The 14,826-nt window shown below is 74.2% G+C and carries 12 protein-coding genes; 3 read left to right on the top strand and 9 right to left on the bottom strand.

What is annotated here, in order from left to right; all coding sequences use genetic code 11:
• Position 1 precedes the first annotated feature (1 nt).
• The gene (locus PVK74_RS07245) at positions 2-1,786 is read right to left on the bottom strand and encodes a DUF4012 domain-containing protein (protein ID WP_140946351.1); all 1,785 of its coding nucleotides are present in this window, start codon (positions 1,784-1,786) and stop codon (positions 2-4) included.
• Between the two features lie 78 nt (positions 1,787-1,864).
• On the bottom strand, positions 1,865-3,127 hold the full coding sequence (locus PVK74_RS07250; protein WP_274478596.1) for a glycosyltransferase family 4 protein: 1,263 nt from the start codon (positions 3,125-3,127) through the stop codon (positions 1,865-1,867).
• 144 nt (positions 3,128-3,271) lie between these two features.
• Between PVK74_RS07250 and PVK74_RS07255 the strand changes: the two genes are divergently transcribed.
• Positions 3,272-3,826 (top strand): arsenate reductase/protein-tyrosine-phosphatase family protein, encoded by a 555-nt coding sequence (locus tag PVK74_RS07255; protein WP_043330096.1) that lies wholly within the window; start codon positions 3,272-3,274, stop codon positions 3,824-3,826.
• Here the strand turns inward: PVK74_RS07255 and PVK74_RS07260 are convergent.
• Entirely contained in the window at positions 3,807-5,258 is a 1,452-nt protein-coding gene (locus PVK74_RS07260; protein ID WP_043323724.1) for a tyrosine-protein kinase domain-containing protein, read from the bottom strand. The genes PVK74_RS07255 and PVK74_RS07260 overlap by 20 nt on opposite strands.
• Before the next feature lie 185 nt (positions 5,259-5,443).
• Between PVK74_RS07260 and PVK74_RS07265 the strand changes: the two genes are divergently transcribed.
• The gene (locus PVK74_RS07265; protein ID WP_274478597.1) at positions 5,444-7,291 is read left to right on the top strand and encodes a nucleoside-diphosphate sugar epimerase/dehydratase; all 1,848 of its coding nucleotides are present in this window, start codon (positions 5,444-5,446) and stop codon (positions 7,289-7,291) included.
• 154 nt (positions 7,292-7,445) lie between these two features.
• Complete coding sequence (gene nhaA / locus PVK74_RS07270) at positions 7,446-8,744, top strand: Na+/H+ antiporter NhaA (RefSeq protein ID WP_113972798.1); 1,299 nt, start codon at positions 7,446-7,448, stop codon at positions 8,742-8,744.
• A gap of 55 nt (positions 8,745-8,799) precedes the next feature.
• Here the strand turns inward: nhaA and PVK74_RS07275 are convergent, their stop codons facing one another.
• From PVK74_RS07275 to PVK74_RS07300, 6 genes are all read right to left on the bottom strand, one after another.
• Positions 8,800-9,387, bottom strand: a complete 588-nt coding sequence (locus PVK74_RS07275) for a TMEM165/GDT1 family protein (RefSeq protein WP_043323720.1) — start codon at positions 9,385-9,387, stop codon at positions 8,800-8,802.
• 227 nt (positions 9,388-9,614) lie between these two features.
• Positions 9,615-10,580, bottom strand: coding sequence for an L-histidine N(alpha)-methyltransferase (gene egtD / locus PVK74_RS07280; RefSeq protein ID WP_274478599.1), 966 nt, complete (start codon positions 10,578-10,580; stop codon positions 9,615-9,617).
• Positions 10,581-10,617: 37 nt separating this feature from the next.
• The gene (egtC, locus tag PVK74_RS07285) at positions 10,618-11,364 is read right to left on the bottom strand and encodes an ergothioneine biosynthesis protein EgtC (protein WP_064445811.1); all 747 of its coding nucleotides are present in this window, start codon (positions 11,362-11,364) and stop codon (positions 10,618-10,620) included.
• 9 nt (positions 11,365-11,373) lie between these two features.
• Positions 11,374-12,702: an ergothioneine biosynthesis protein EgtB gene (egtB, locus tag PVK74_RS07290; protein WP_274478601.1), complete on the bottom strand. Its 1,329-nt coding sequence runs from the start codon at positions 12,700-12,702 to the stop codon at positions 11,374-11,376.
• On the bottom strand, positions 12,699-13,934 hold the full coding sequence (gene egtA / locus PVK74_RS07295) for an ergothioneine biosynthesis glutamate--cysteine ligase EgtA (RefSeq protein WP_064445809.1): 1,236 nt from the start codon (positions 13,932-13,934) through the stop codon (positions 12,699-12,701). Before egtA ends, egtB begins: the two co-directional genes overlap by 4 nt.
• 155 nt (positions 13,935-14,089) lie before the next feature.
• Positions 14,090-14,821 (bottom strand): hypothetical protein, encoded by a 732-nt coding sequence (locus PVK74_RS07300; RefSeq protein ID WP_274478603.1) that lies wholly within the window; start codon positions 14,819-14,821, stop codon positions 14,090-14,092.
• Positions 14,822-14,826 lie beyond the last annotated feature (5 nt).

Here is a 14,826-nt window from a genome sequence, read left to right on the forward strand (position 1 = left end):
CCTACTGTTCACAGCTTGGTGCGTTGACTACTTGGGTGGTCCATGGGGTGACGGTGGGCGTGTGCACCAGCTCGGCCGTCCCGGCACCGGTCTGGCCGGTGAGCACCGTGACGTCGAGCGTCCGGGTCTGCCCCGGGCGGGTCTCCACGTTGGCCACCGCCACCTGGCGGCGGCCGTCGGTGCCGCTGCCCATCGCGGTGTCCCTCCCGTCGAGCCGCCCGGTGAGGACGGCGCCCCCGGTGGGCGTGTGGACGGAGACGAAGGTGCGTGCGGTGTACTTGTCGCCGGACAGGGCCAGCCCGGTCACCGACTTGGTCAGGCCCGACTTCGGGGCGGTGGAGTGCACCGTCACCTTCAGCCGCAGCTCGCGGCGCCCGTCCGGATGGCATTCGCCGACCGTCACGGTGGCCGAGAACCTGAGGTAGTAACCGAGCTTCGCGCCGCTGCCGTCGTTGAGGAACACGCCGACAGTCGGCACGGTGTCCTTCTCCGGGAGCTGACCCGCCAGCCGGGTGTCGGCCAGCGCGCGCTGCTCATCGGATCGGACACTCCAGAACAATATCCGACGTTCGCTAATGGAACGACTAAAAACGGTCAAAAGCGACCGAGGGTCGACCGTCTTGGTGAACAACGTGTCGAACACGCCGGACGCGGCCCGGGCGAAGAACACGTCCTGGTCCTTGGTGTCCAGGTCCCGGTACGAGTCACTGAGCAGCGTCCGCACGGCGGTGGCGGCGGCCAGCGAAGGCCCGTCCGGCACGGTCACCGGGCCGACCACGCCGAGCAGGTACGACAGGACCACGGGGTCCACCGCCAGCACGCCGTCCACGGTGGTGCCGGTACGGCGGCGCACCATGTCCCGGTAGAGCGCGGCGGCGGCCGGGAAGTCCGGGCTGAGGTTCACATCCGCCGGATAGATGCCCGGCAGGTCGCCCCAGAGCCGCTTCGCCTCCGCGCCGATCTTGAGCGGTGGGTCGAAGGACCGCAGGTCCGACGAGCTGCCCTGCTTGACCAACCGGACCCGGCCGCCCTCGGCCCGCAGCACCGCGTACGCGCCGAACATGCCGCCGGTGGCGCGCAGCTCGGCCGGATTCTGCGAGACGAGCAGATAACTGCGTGGCCCGTCCGCACCGAGCAGCGGCGGCAGCAGCCGCGCGCCCCGATCCGCCGCCGAGGTCAGCTCGCCCAGTTTGTCCAGCTCCGCGCGCAGCGCGGTGACCGCGTCGCGCACCTGCGCCACGAGGCTGTCCACCGGCACCTGCCGCAACCGCTCGGCGGTGGCCCGGACCGCCTGGTCGGCCGCCGCGACCTCGGCCGAGACCCCGCGCAGGCGGGCCAGGTCCAGCCGGCCCTGCTTCGGCACCAGCGAGGCGAGGTCGACCCGCAGCAGCGTGGGGAACGCGAGCCGGGCCAGGTCGTCCACCGCCACCGAGATCTGCCGCACCGCGGCCAGGTTGTCCCCCGCGTAGGGGGCCTGCTGGCCGGCCCACCAGACCGGATCCCCGGTAGCGCCGCGCGCGGCGGCCGCCTGCTCCTGCAACGCGGCGAGCGTGCGCTGCGCCCGGGCCACGTCGCCGTCGAGCACCTGGGCGCTGAGCTCCTTGGCCAGCCCGGCGGCGTTGACCAGGTGGGCGCGGGCCTGCCAGCCCCGGAACGCCACCCAGCCACCGGCGCTGAGCAGCACCGAGACGACGACCAGCCCGGTCAGCAGGATCCGGCGGACCCGGGCGCGCCGGCGCCGCCGCGAGCGCCGTCGGCGGCCGGGCGAAGGACCGGGTCCGGACACAAAATCCTCCTACGAGACGAATAAGACACTTTTCGCAATCGAGTTGCTTTCTAGCATGGAAAAGGAAGCTTTAGTTGGCTATTCCGCCGCTCTGTCGGCTTGCATCGCTTCTGCGAGTTTTGCTCGCTTCGGCGCCACACCCGCCGCCTCCTGCAGCAGGGCCTCGATTCGGTCCACGCCGGTCCGCATCGACATCTCCCGCAGGTACGCGCCCCGGCCCCGCCTACCCATGTCGATCCGGGCGGCCGCCGGGATGGCGGCGGCCAGCCAGAAGCGGTCGGCGAGCGCCGCCCAGTCCTCCGGCGGGCAGGACAGCCCCGCGCGGGCCCGCTCGACCAGCTCCGCCGTCTCCCCACCGGCGGAGGCGACCACCGGCGCGGCACAGGAGAGCGCGGCCTGGAGCTTGGCGGGCACGGTCCCCCGCAGCTCGGGCAGGTCGCGCTGCGCCACGAGCTGATAGTCGGCGGCCGCGTAGAGCTGCGGCATGTCCACGGCGGACCGTCGCTCGACGAACCGGACGTTGTCCGCGCCGAGCTCGGCGGCAAGCCCCCGCACCCGCCGCTCCTGCGGACCGGAGCCGACCAGCACCAGGTCCATCCGGTCGCCGAGCGCCGCCGCCGCGCGGACCGCCGTCTCCAGCCCCTGGCGCACGCCGATCGTCCCGGCGTGCATCACCACGCAACGGTCGTCCCGCCGGATGAGCCGGCGGACGGCCGGACCGGCCTGGGTCGGACGGAAGATGCGTTCGTCGGTCCAGTTGAGCACCGTACGCACCCGCGCCGGATCGGCCCCGCGGGCGCGCACCAGATCCGCCATGGACGGCGAGCTGACCGCCACCACTGCCGCCTCCCGGTAGAGGCGGCGCATGGCGGCCTCCAGCCGGGCCGGCGCCCGGTCGCTCTGCGCCGGGCCCGGCTCGTGCTCCGTCCAGACGCCCTGCACGTGCAGGACGGTGGGCGTACGGCCGAGCAGCCGCAGCAGCCCGGACGCCGCGAACGTGACCGCCGGGTGACCGAAGACGTAGAGCGCGTCGACGCCCCGCAGCAGGCCCCGCCCGGCGAGCGCGGCGCTGCCGGCGAAGGAGAGCCAGCTCGCGGTACGGGCCCGGGGCGTGCCGTCGCCGCCGGCGTACCGGGGCACCCGGCGTACGGTCAGCCGCTCGCTGTGCGTCTGGTGCCGCCAGCGCTGCCGCCAGCCCGGATAGACGTGGCCACCCGGATAGTCCGGGAACCCGGTGAGCACCCGTACCTCGTGGCCCCGGGCGACCAGCTCCTCGGCCAGGCTGCCCGGGACGAACGCCGGCTCCGGCGGGAAGTGGTACGACAGGATGCCGATCCTCATGTCCACGCTCCCGGCGCGGCTTGCCGGACGGGCGCGCGGCGCGGCGCGTACGATTCCGGCAACCCCTCTGCGTCCGGCCGCGACCGCCGGAAGAACGCCGTCGCGGCACTCTGCGTCGCGACCGTGCCGACGAGAGGGGTGCAGATGGTCGACGAGGTCCTCTTCGTCTGCCACGCGAACATGTGCCGGTCACCGATGGCGGAGTTCATCGCCCGCCGGATGCTGGCCGGTCTGCCGCTGGCGGTCGCCAGCGCGGGCACCGACGCGATCGACGGCGCCGCCATGCACCCGTACGCGGTCGAGGTGGCCGCCCGGACCGGCGCGGACCCGGCGGCCTTCCGCACCCGGCGGCTGCGCCCCGAGCACCTGACCGGAGCGGCGCTGGTGCTGACCGCGACCCGCCGCCAGCGCTCGGCCTGCACCGCGATGGCCCCGGCCACGCTGGCGCGGACGTTCACGCTCCGGCAGTTCGCCCGGCTGGCCACCGAGGCCCGGGCGGATGAGGCGGAGGCGGGCACGCCGTTGCGGGCGGCGGTGTCGGCCGCCGTGCGCGCCCGGGGGCGGCTGCAACCCGCCGCCCCCGACGTGGACGACCTGCGCGACCCGATCGGCGGCTCGCCGGCCGACTTCCGGCGGTGCGCGGAGGAGATCGAGCGGTCGATCCGCCCCGTGCTCGCGCTCATCGCGACAGCCGGGTGAGTTCCTGCGTCCGGTCGCCCCCGACGGCCTTGGCGCCCCGGCGGCTGCCGGCCCGGTCGGCCGGCACCGAGGGCGCGGCCGGCGGCACGACCACCTTGTACGCCTCGTACTGGTAGGCGTCCGACTTGGCCACCTTGGCCATGTTGAGCACGCAGCCGAGCAGGCGCACCGAGACCGAGCTGAGCGCGTTCGCCGCCGCCGCCACCTGGCTGCGCGAGGTCCGGCCCTGCTGGGTGACCAGGAGCGCGCCGTCGGCCTGCACGGCCACCACCACGCCGTCGGTGACGGCCAGCAGCGGCGCGGTGTCGATCACCACGATGTCCGCCGAGTCCCGCAGCGCCACCAGCAGGTCCGCCATGGACTTCGAGCCGAGCAGCTCGCTCGGGTTGGGCGGGGTGGCGCCGCTGGGCAGCACGAGAAGGGACTTCTCCCCCCAGCGCTGCACCACGTCACCGACCTGGACGTCGCCGACCAGCACGTCGGTGAGGCCGACGCCGCCGTCGAGGCCCAGGTAGTCGGCCACCTTCGGGCGGCGCAGGTCGGCGTCGATGAGAAGCACCCGCCAGCCCGCCTCGGCCAGCGCGATGGCGGTGTTGCAGGCCATCGTGGTCTTCCCCTCGCCCTGCAACGCGCTCGTGACCGCGATGACCCGGGCCGGCTCGTGCACGTCCACGAAGCGCAGGTTCGTGCGCAGTTTGCGGACCGCCTCGGCACGGGCGGAGGTGGCCGCCGCGCCGACGATCAGCGGCGCCGCCTTCGCGCCGTTCTCGTACGGGATCTCGCCGAGCAGCGGGCTGCCGGTCACCCGTTGCAGCGCGGCGCCGTCGCGCATCCGGACGTCGGCCAGCCCGCGCAGCACGGCCAGCGCGGCGCCGAGCAGCAGGCCCAGCACACCGCCCATGACCAGGTTGCGCGTGGGCTGCGGCGAGACCGGGCTGGACGTCACCCGGGGACCGCTGACGACCTCGATCTTGATCGGCGGGGCATTGCCGTCCGGCGGCGTCTCGACCTTGCGCACCAGCTCGGTGAACTTCGTCGCGAGCGTCTCGGTGGTCTTCAGCGCCCGGGTCTGGTCGGTGTCGGTGATCGTGGCCTTGAGCAGGACCGTGCCGGTCGTGCTGGCGGTCCGGATCCGGCTGCGCACCTGGTCGGCGGTGAGACCCAGCGGCGCGTCGGCCACCACGCTCTGCGCCAGCCGGTCGCTGGTGAGCAGGTCACCGTAGGACTTCACCCGCTGCTGAAGGAAGAGGCTGCCCTGGTAGGCGTCGGTGACGCCCTGGCTGGGCGTGGTGACGAAGAACGTCACCGAGGCCTCGTACCGAGGCGCCGTCCGGACCGTCACGAGCGCGGCGGTGCCCAGGGCGAGCATCACCGTCACCAACACGATCCACCAGTGGCGTCGGACCAGGCGCAGGTAGCCGAGAACGTCCATCACGCCCTCCCTAGCGACACGCCGGTCTGCCGATGAAACTGCACGAAAGCCCCCTAAAAGCACCCGTACCCGTGCCAGGATCGAATCGCCTATTCACGACGTTACGTGACTTGACGAATGTAAACGACCGAACAGGCACAGAAGGTCTAATCCTTTCAATCCGGATAGGACACAGAGGGCAGCCCATGGATCGTGAAGCCAGCACAGCAGTGCGACCGCACCGCCGGATCACCCACCGCGCCGCCACCCTTTCCCTGTTAACGCTGGACACGGCCGCGTGGTGCGGAGGATTTCTCGGCGCCGCCTGGACGAGGTACGAGTTCGACCTGACCGTCGCCGCCAGCGCCCGTACGCTCGGCCTGGCGCTGGCCTGCGCCGCGCTGTACGCCGCGCTCACGCTGCTGCGCTCCCGGATCTACGGCCGCTACCCGATCGGCAGCTCGGGGGACGCACAGGGGCTCGCCGTCACCGTCGCGCTCGTCGCGGCCGTCGGCGCCGTCGCCGTGATGCAGTGGACGCGGCATCCCGTACCGGCCAGCACGCCGCTCGTCGGCGGCACGGTGGCGCTGGTGGTGATGGCGACCGCCCGCGGCCTGTGGCGTGCCCACGCCGACCGCCGGCCACCCGCCCCACGGAACGCCGAGCGCTGCCTGGTCTACGGGGTGGACGCGGCCAGCGAGCGGCTCGTCCGGGTGCTGCTGCAGGATCCCGACAGCAGCTACCGGCCGGTCGGCCTGCTCGACGACGCGGCCGACAGCCGCGGCCTGCGGCTGGAGGGGCTGCGCGTACTGGGCGGCCGCGAGCAGGTCGGCGACGCCGTTCGGGCGACCGGGGCGACCACCGTCATCTTCTCGATGAGCGGCTCGGACCCGCAGCTGCTGCGCGACGTGCGTACCCGGACCCTGGAGGCCGGGGCGGCGTTCAAGGTGCTGCCGCCGGTGCGCGAGCTGCTCGACCGGCCGGTCGCCGCCACCGACGTGCGCGACGTCCAGCTCACCGATCTGCTGGGCCGGGCGCACCGGGTGGCGGAGCTGAGCGTGGAGCGGGGTGGGCTGGCCGGCCGGCGGGTGCTGGTGACCGGCGCCGGCGGCTCGATCGGCTCGGAGCTGTGCCGGCAGATCGCCCGCTGCGAGCCGGACGAGCTGATGATGCTCGACCGGGACGAGTCGGCGCTGCACGCGCTGCAGATGTCCCTGCACGGGCGCGCGCTGCTGGACGGCCCGGAGCTGATCCTGGCCGACATCCGCGACGCCGAGGGCATCGCCCGGGTGATCGCCGACCGGCAGCCCGACGTGGTGTTCCACGCCGCCGCGCTCAAGCACCTCACGCTGCTCGAGCGCCACCCCGGTGAGGCGATCAAGACCAACATCCTGGGTACGCTGAACGTGCTGGAGGCGTGCCGGGACGTCGCCCAGTTCGTGAACATCTCCACCGACAAGGCGGCCAACCCGGCGAGCGTGCTCGGCTACTCCAAGCGGATCACCGAGCGGCTCACCGCGTACCACGCGCAGCGGCTCAACGGCACCTACCTCAGCGTCCGGTTCGGCAACGTGCTCAGCAGCCGCGGGTCGGTGCTCACCGCGTTCCAGGCGCAGATCCGCGCCGGCGTGCCGGTCACCGTCACCCACCCCGACGTCACCCGCTACTTCATGACCGTCCAGGAGGCGGTGCACCTGGTGCTCCAGGCCGCGACCATCGGCCGGGGCGGCGAGGCGCTGGTGCTCGACATGGGCGAGCCGGTCCGGATCGCGGACGTGGCGCGCCGGCTCGCCGCCGAGGCGGACCGGCCCGTGGAGATCGTCTTCACCGGGCTGCGGCCCGGTGAGAAGCTGCACGAGCACCTGTTCGGCGCGGACGAGGTGGACACCCGCCCGCTGCACCCGCTGATCTCCCACGTCCCGGTGCCGGAACTGGACCCGGACGAGGTGCGGACGCTGGACCCGTACGCGGAACCGGACGAGCTGATCAAGCGACTGGCGGCGTTCTGCGAACCGGCCGGCGCCGCCCTGCCGGCGCTGCCCGGCCAGCGCTGACCGGAGCCGGTGGGACGCCCGCCCACGAGATGGGACGAGCGTCCCACCGGCCCAGCTCGCCGCCGGTCCCGGCGGCCGTTAGGCTTGGAACCGGTGTGCCGGGAAGCCTGGTCGGCGATGGATTCGCCGACCCCAGCTCCCGAACGGACGCCGCATGACCCACACCCCACCTCCGTCGCGCCTGCTCTCCCGCCGCTCCTGGCCGGAGGCCCGGTTCCTGGCCGACGTGCTGCGCACCGAGACGGTCGGCGGCGCTCTGCTGCTTCTCGGCGCCGTGATCGCGCTGATCTGGGCCAACTCGCCGTGGCGCGCCGGGTACGCGGAACTGAGCCACTGGGTGCCCTGGCCCGGCGGCGCGGCGCTGCACCTCGACCTCAGCCTGCGCACCTGGGCCGCCGACGGGTTGCTGGCGATCTTCTTCTTCGTGGTGGGCCTGGAACTCAAACGCGAGTTCGTCGCCGGTGACCTGCGGGATCCCCGCCGGGCCGCGCTGCCGGTGATCGCGGCCGTCGGCGGCATGGTCGCGCCCGCGCTGATCTACCTGGCGGTGACGCTCAGCGCCGGCGGCGCCGGGCTGCGCGGATGGGCCATCCCCACCGCCACCGACATCGCGTTCGCCCTCGCAGTGCTCGCCGTGGTCAGCTCCCACCTGCCGCAGGGGCTGCGCGCGTTCCTGCTCACCCTCGCGGTGGTGGACGACCTCTTCGCGATCACCATCATCGCGGTGTTCTACACCGCCGACTTCCACCCGCTGCCGCTGCTCGGCGCGCTGCTGCCGATCGCCGTGTTCGGGTTGCTCGTGCAGCGGCGCCGCACCTGGTGGTGGGCGCTGATCCCGCTGGCCGTGACCGCCTGGACGCTCGTGCACGCCTCCGGCGTGCACGCCACGGTCGCGGGCGTGCTGCTCGGCTTCACCGTGCCCGTGCTGCGCGGACGCGACGGCTCGCCCGGCCTGGCCGAGCGGCTGGAGCACCGCTGGCGGCCGGTCTCCGCCGGCCTGGCCGTACCGGTCTTCGCCTTCTTCGCCGCCGGGGTGACGCTGGTCGGCGTGGACGTGGGCGGCGTGCTCAGCAACCCGGTGGTGCTCGCGGTCGCCGCCGGACTCGTGCTGGGCAAGGTCGTCGGCGTGTTCGGCTCGACGTACCTGCTCGCCCGGTTCACCCGGGCCGAACTGGACGAGGAGATCACCTGGGCCGACCTGCTCGGACTCGCGCTGCTGGCCGGCATCGGCTTCACCGTGTCGCTGCTCATCGGCGAGCTCGCGTTCGGCACGGGCAGCCCGGAGGAGGACGGCGTCAAGGTGGCGGTGCTGCTCGGCTCGCTGACCTCCGCCCTGCTCGCCTCGGTGGTGCTGGTCCGCCGCAACCGGGTCTACCGCCGGATCAGCGAACGGGAGAACCGGGACGCCGACGGTGACGGCATCCCGGACGTCTACCAGGGCGGAACCGCCTGACCCGTGTCGCGCCGGCCGTCCCCCGGGAGAGGACGGCCGGCGCGACACGGGCCGATCAGTTCAGCTCCGCCACCGCCTCGAAGATCAGCCACAGGCCGCAGATGGCGAACAGCACTGCCGCGCCGTAACGGATCGCCCGCTCCGGCAGGTGCCGGCCGAGCATCCGGCCCACCAGGATCGCCAGCGCGTCCGCGGCGACCATGCCGAGCGTCGACCCGAGCCAGGTGCCGAACCAGCCGTACTTGGTGGCCAGCGTGATGGTGGCGAGCATGGTCTTGTCGCCCAGCTCGGCCAGGAAGAACGCCACACCCACCGCGAGGATCGCCGACTTGCCGCTGCGCTCGGCCTTGCGCTTCTCCTCCTCGGTCAGCTTGTCGCCGCGCAGCGTCCACGCGCCGAATCCGAGGAACGCCAGGCCGGCGATGAGCGAGATCCAGCCGGTGGGCAGCGCGGCGTTCAGGCCGTACCCGATGGCCACCGAGGCCAGGTGCACGATCGCGGTGGCGATCGTGATGCCGATGAGCACCGGCACCGTCTTGAACCGAGTGGCGAATGTCAGCGCCATGAGCTGGGATTTGTCGCCCAGCTCCGCAACGAAGATCACGCCGAAGCTGACCACCAGCGCGACGAGGAAACCCTCCATGTGAACCTTCCCGATCAAGCCGGGAGGAGGAACGGGGGCGCCCTCGACCCGGCTGCGACAGCCTGAGTCGAAGGTCTCGCCCGCCCCGGAGACCGGGGCCGCGTGGCCGGATGCGGAACGCACCAGTGTGTCGACCACGACATTGGGGGCTACTCCCCTTCGCGCAGCCAGCCTAGCCGATCACCCGCCGGGCCCGTCAGCGGGTGTGGCCCGGACCACCCAGGCCCTCAGTCGGCCCGGGCCAGGCTCACCCCGAACAGCCCGCCCGGGTCGGTCCAGAACGCCTGCCGGGTGAACCCGGCGGCGGTCAGCTCGGCCGCGATCCCCTCCGGCCGGAACTTGGCCGACACCTCGGTACGCAGCTCCTCGCCGGCGGCGAACACGACGTCGGTGTCCAGCACCCGCACCGTTGTCGGGCGCTCGGCGCGCAGCCGCATCTCGATCCACTCCCGCTCCGGGTCCCAGACCGCCACGTGCCGGAACGCGTCGACGTCGAAGTCCGCGCCCAGCTCCCGGTTGATCACCCGGAGCACGTTGCGGTTGAACTCGGCGGTCACGCCCGCCGCGTCGTCGTACGCGGGCACGATCACCGCCGGGTCCTTCACCAGGTCGGTGCCGATCAGCAGCCAGTCGCCGGCCTCCAGCGCCGCGCGCATCGCCGTGAGGAACCCGGACCGCTCCGCCGGCAGCAGGTTGCCGATCGTGCCGCCGAGGAACGCCACCAGGCGCCGGCCGCCGGTGGGCAGCCGGTCCAGGTGGCGGGTGAAGTCACCGACGATCCCCCGCACCCGCAGCCCCGGGTACGCGGCGGCGATCTGCTCGGTGGAGGAGCGCAACGCGCTCACCGACACGTCCAGCGGCACGAACGTGCCCAGGTCGCCGTGCCGGGTGAACGCGTCCAGCAGCAGGCGGGTCTTCTCCGACGAGCCCGACCCCAGCTCGATCAGCGTCTTCGCGCCGGTCAGGGTGGCCACGTCGTCGGCGTGCGCGGCGAGCACGGCCCGCTCGGCCCGGGTCGGGTAGTACTCCGGCAGGCGGGTGATCTCCTCGAACAGCTCGCTGCCCCGGGCGTCGTAGAACCACTTCGGCGGCAGCCACTTCGGCGTCGCGGCCAGCCCCACCCGTACGTCCTCCCGCAACCCACGGTCGAGGTCCCGCTCCTCCAGGTGGATCTCCAGCGGCTCCGCGCTCATCAGGTGTCCTCTCTGTCCTGCCGGTGATGGGAAAAGGTCAGGCGGCGGTCAGCTCCCGCACGTCGAACCGGCCCGTGGACGCCACCACGAGCCGGCCGTCCGGCACCGCCTGCCAGGCCGGGTCGTCGTCGAACGGTTCGGAGGCCAGCAGCACCGAGTCCGGCCCGCGACGCGCCGACAGCGCGTGGCCGCCCGTGCTCGCCACCACCGTCGTACCGTCGGTGAGCAGCAGGTTCAGCCGCGAGCCGGGAGCGGCTGCGGCGACCGCCGCGACCGTGTCCGCGACCGCCTCGTCCGGCGGCGCCCCGGCGCGCAGCCGGTGCCGGACCAGCGCCCACAGCAGCGCCGAGTCGGTCGGCACGTCGAGCGTGATCAGGTCGCGCACGGGCAGGCCGGCGGCGATCGGGACCAGGCTGTCCGGCCAGCCCCGCACCACGCCGTTGTGGCTGAACAGCCACCGTCCCTCGGCGAACGGGGCCGCCGCCGTCTCGTGCAGCGGCATGCCGACGGTGGCGGACCGGACCGCCGCCAGCACCGCCCGCGCCCGCGTCACGGCGGCCAGCTCCGGCAGCGTGGTGTCGCTCCACATCGGCTGGGCCCGCCGGTACCGGACCGGGTCGCCGTCGTCCGGGTACCAGGCGACGCCGAAGCCGTCGGCGTTTATGGTGCCGCCGCCGCGCATGTCACGCGGCGCCCACGACTGGCGCAGCAGGCCGTACGGCGGGTCGAACAGCAGGCTGCCCAGGAGCACGGGTGGACCGAGGTACGCGAGGTGACGGCACATCGGGCCGGCTCACTCCTCCGGTCCGGCGTCACGGGCGCAGCGGAAACCGCTGAAGATCTGCCGCCGGATCGGGTAGTCCCAGTTGCGGAACGTGCCCCGGCAGGCGGACCGGTCGGTGCCGAACGAGCCGCCCCGCAGCACCCTGTGGTCGTCGCCGAAGAAGACCTCCGAGTACTCCCGGTACGGGAACGCGGTGAAGCCCGGGTGCCCGCGGAACGGCGACGAGGTCCACTCCCACACGTCGCCGACGAGCTGGTGCACGCCCAGCGGCGAGGCGCCCGCCGGGTACGCGCCCACCGGCGCCGGCCACAGGTGCCGCTGGCCCAGGTTGGCGTGCTCGGCGCCCGGATCCTCGTCGCCCCACGGGTAACGGCGGGACCGGCCGGACGCCGGGTCCCAGCGGGCCGCCTTCTCCCACTCCGCCTCGGTGGGCAGCCGCTTGCCGGCCCACGCCGCGTACGCCTGCGCCTCGTACCAGCAGACGTGCACCACCGGCTCGTCGTCGCGGACCGCCGACCAGCGGCCGAACCGGCGGTACGCCCAGCCGTCGCCGTCGCGCCGCCAGTGCATCGGCGCGCTCAGCTCCGCCTCGATCCGGTGCCGCCAGCCGGCCTCGCTCCACCAGCGCGGCTCGTCGTATCCGCCGTCGGCGATGAACGCGCGGTACTGCCCGTTCGTGACCGGCGCGGCGTCGATGAGGTACGCGGGCAGGTCGACGGTGTGCGCCGGGCGCTCGTTGTCCAGCGCCCACGGGTCGGTGGAGGTGCCCATCGTGAACGGCCCGGCCGGCACCCGTACCTCCCCGCCGATCCGGGCCCGGGGCTCCGGCGGTGGCGGCGCGTCCAGCACCGGGGCGCCGGCGCGCAGCTGGTGGGTGGCGAGCATGGTCTCGTCGTGCTGCTGCTCGTGCTGCACGATCATGCCGAACGCGAACCCGTCGGCGACCAGGGGACGCTCGGTGAAGCGGATGCCGTCGAGCAGGTCGAACACCTTGTCGCGGACCGTACGCACGTAGGCGCGCGCCTCGGCCGGCGGCAGCAGCGGCAGCGCCGGGCGGTCCTTGCGGGGCTGCTTGAACGCGTCGTAGAGGTCGTCGATGTCGTGGCGCACCGGTTCGCGGCCGCCGACGTCGCGGACCAGCCACAGCTCCTCCTGGTTGCCGACGTGCGCCAGGTCCCAGACCAGCGGCGACATCAGCGTGGAGTGCTGCCGGACCAGGTCGTCGTCGTCCACCGCGTCGGTGAGTGTCGCGGTGCGGGCGCGGGTCCGCTCCAGCTCCGCGGCGATCCGGTCGCGCAGTCGTTCGGCGTCAGTGCCCGGTCGCTCGGTCGTGGTCACCGGTGTCCCCTCTCCGCGGCGGCACGTCGCCGCCGGATCTCTCGGTGGGTCTCCTCGTGGATGGCGGGCGGCAGATCGAGGCGGGGCAGGGCCGTCAGGGCCAGGTCGAACAGCGCCGCCGCGGCGGTCGCCAGCGGGCGCTCGGCCAGTCCGCAGCGGGCCGCCGCGCGCCACCGGTCGGCGACCGGCGCGGCCGCCGCCAGCGCGTCCCGGGTGGTCGCCGGGTCGGCGAAGAGCGCGGCCAGGACCGTCAGCGGCACGGTCCACGCCGCCCCGGGCTGTGCGTCCAGGTAGCGCAGCTCCAGGTAGCCGCGCGGGCGCACCGGCGGGAAGAGCGTGCTGACGTGGTACTCCAGGTCGTCGGTGGTGGGCGGGCGGGGCAGCGCGCCGGCCAGCCAGTCGGCGAACGTGACGTCCGGCGGCGCGGTCCAGTCCGGGCCGTCGCCGCGTACGCAGAGCAGCGGCGCGGCGAGCGCGTACCCGGTCCAGGCGGCCACCGGATCCTCGTCGGCGCGTTCGGGCGACCACACCGGGCGGGTCCGGGCCGGGTCGATGGCCAGCCAGGTGGCCATCCGGGCGGAGGCCCAGCCGGTGGCCCGGCCCGCGTGCCGGTCGGCGGTGGCGAAGGCGGCCAGCAGCGGCGGGCCGACGGCGTGCGCGGCGGCCCACCGCTGCGCGAGGTGCTCCGGCTCGCCCGCGTCGAGGCAGACCTGCAGGCCCGCCGTGCTGTACATCATCGCCCGCCCCGCCGGGCCGCGCCGGTCGAAGGCGCACCGCATGGCCCGGTAGCGGGGGGTTTCCACGACGGGTCGCGGCAGCCGCCAGGGATCGATGCCGCTACGGCCGAGCACCAGCCCGGCGGCGTCCAGCCGGGCCCGTAGCTCGGCGACGTCGGCCTCGGTGGCCAGGACGAGCGCGCCGACAGTCGGTCGCGGCGCGGCGGAGATCTCCACCTGCCCGCCGGGCTCCACGGTCACGGCGCTCGCGCGACGGAGCTCGTCGGCCGGGCTGGTGGGGTCGAGCGTCACGGGGCTGTGCCGCCCCAGCGCCCTGCGTAGTCGCTCGCGGTCGACCGGCCGGGCCGGGTCCGCGGCGTCGTGCACGGTCCATTCCAGTTCGACGCCGACGAGCGTGGGCGGTCCGGTCTTGAAGCAGATCCGGGCCAGGTGGCCCCGGGCCGCCTGCTCGTCGCCCAGGACGACGGCGCGGTCCAGGTCCGGCGACATCACCATGGGGCGGCTCCTCCTCGGCGACGGACGACCACGGTGTCGCGACGCGCCCGGCCCGTTCGGCGCGGGACGCCGTCACACCATCCTCTGTCTAGCAGACGTGATCCGCTTGCCCGGAGAGATGAATTTTTGTCCGGAATCTGATTGCGCCCCCGCGCTCAGTCGTCCTCGTCCTGGTCGTCGTCTTCGGCTGGCGGGGTCCCCGAAGGCTCCCCCACCAGATTCCGGCAGTAGCTCTCCACCTGCTCGGGGCCGCCGGCGGCGGCCACCAGGTCGGCGAAGCCGGGCCTGGTCAGCGCCTTCTCCCGCTGCCGCTCCGACTTGACCAGGTAGGCGCGGCAGTGGGCGACGATCCGGTTGTTCCCCGCCGAGGGCGCGGGCGGCGCGGCCGGGAAGCTCGGCGTCGACGTCGGCGTCGGCGTCACGTCGCGGGCCGGCCGGGACGCCGCGCCCGACGCCTCGCCGGCCGGTGTGCTCGGCGCCGGCCGCGACGGCCCGGTGGCGGTGGGGCCGGTGACGCCCGGGCCGCTGGTGGCCGGCGCCGGCGGGATCACCGGGTCCGGGTGGCGGTCCAGGCGTACGGCGGCGAAGGCCACCCCGGCGACCGCGGTGGCGGCCAGCCCGGACAGCGCGGCGGCGATCCGCAGGCGCCGGCGCGGCCGGACCGCGGGCACGGGCCCCGGCGCGGGCGCGGCGCGGGCGGCCCGGAAGGCGGCGACCGCCCGGTCCTCGCCGGCGATCTCACCGGCGGTGGCCGGGCCGGCCGCGGCCGACAGCAGCCGGGTCAGCGGGTCGGTCTGCGGCCCCGGTGGCGACCCGGCGCGCGCGGCGTCGAGCAGACGATCGGATTCCGCCCGGTCGGCGGGCCCGCCGGACCGGCGAGGGTGCATGCCGT

It is taken from the genome of Micromonospora chalcea (assembly GCF_028768405.1).
In the GTDB taxonomy this organism is placed as follows: Bacteria; Actinomycetota; Actinomycetes; order Mycobacteriales; family Micromonosporaceae; genus Micromonospora; species Micromonospora chalcea.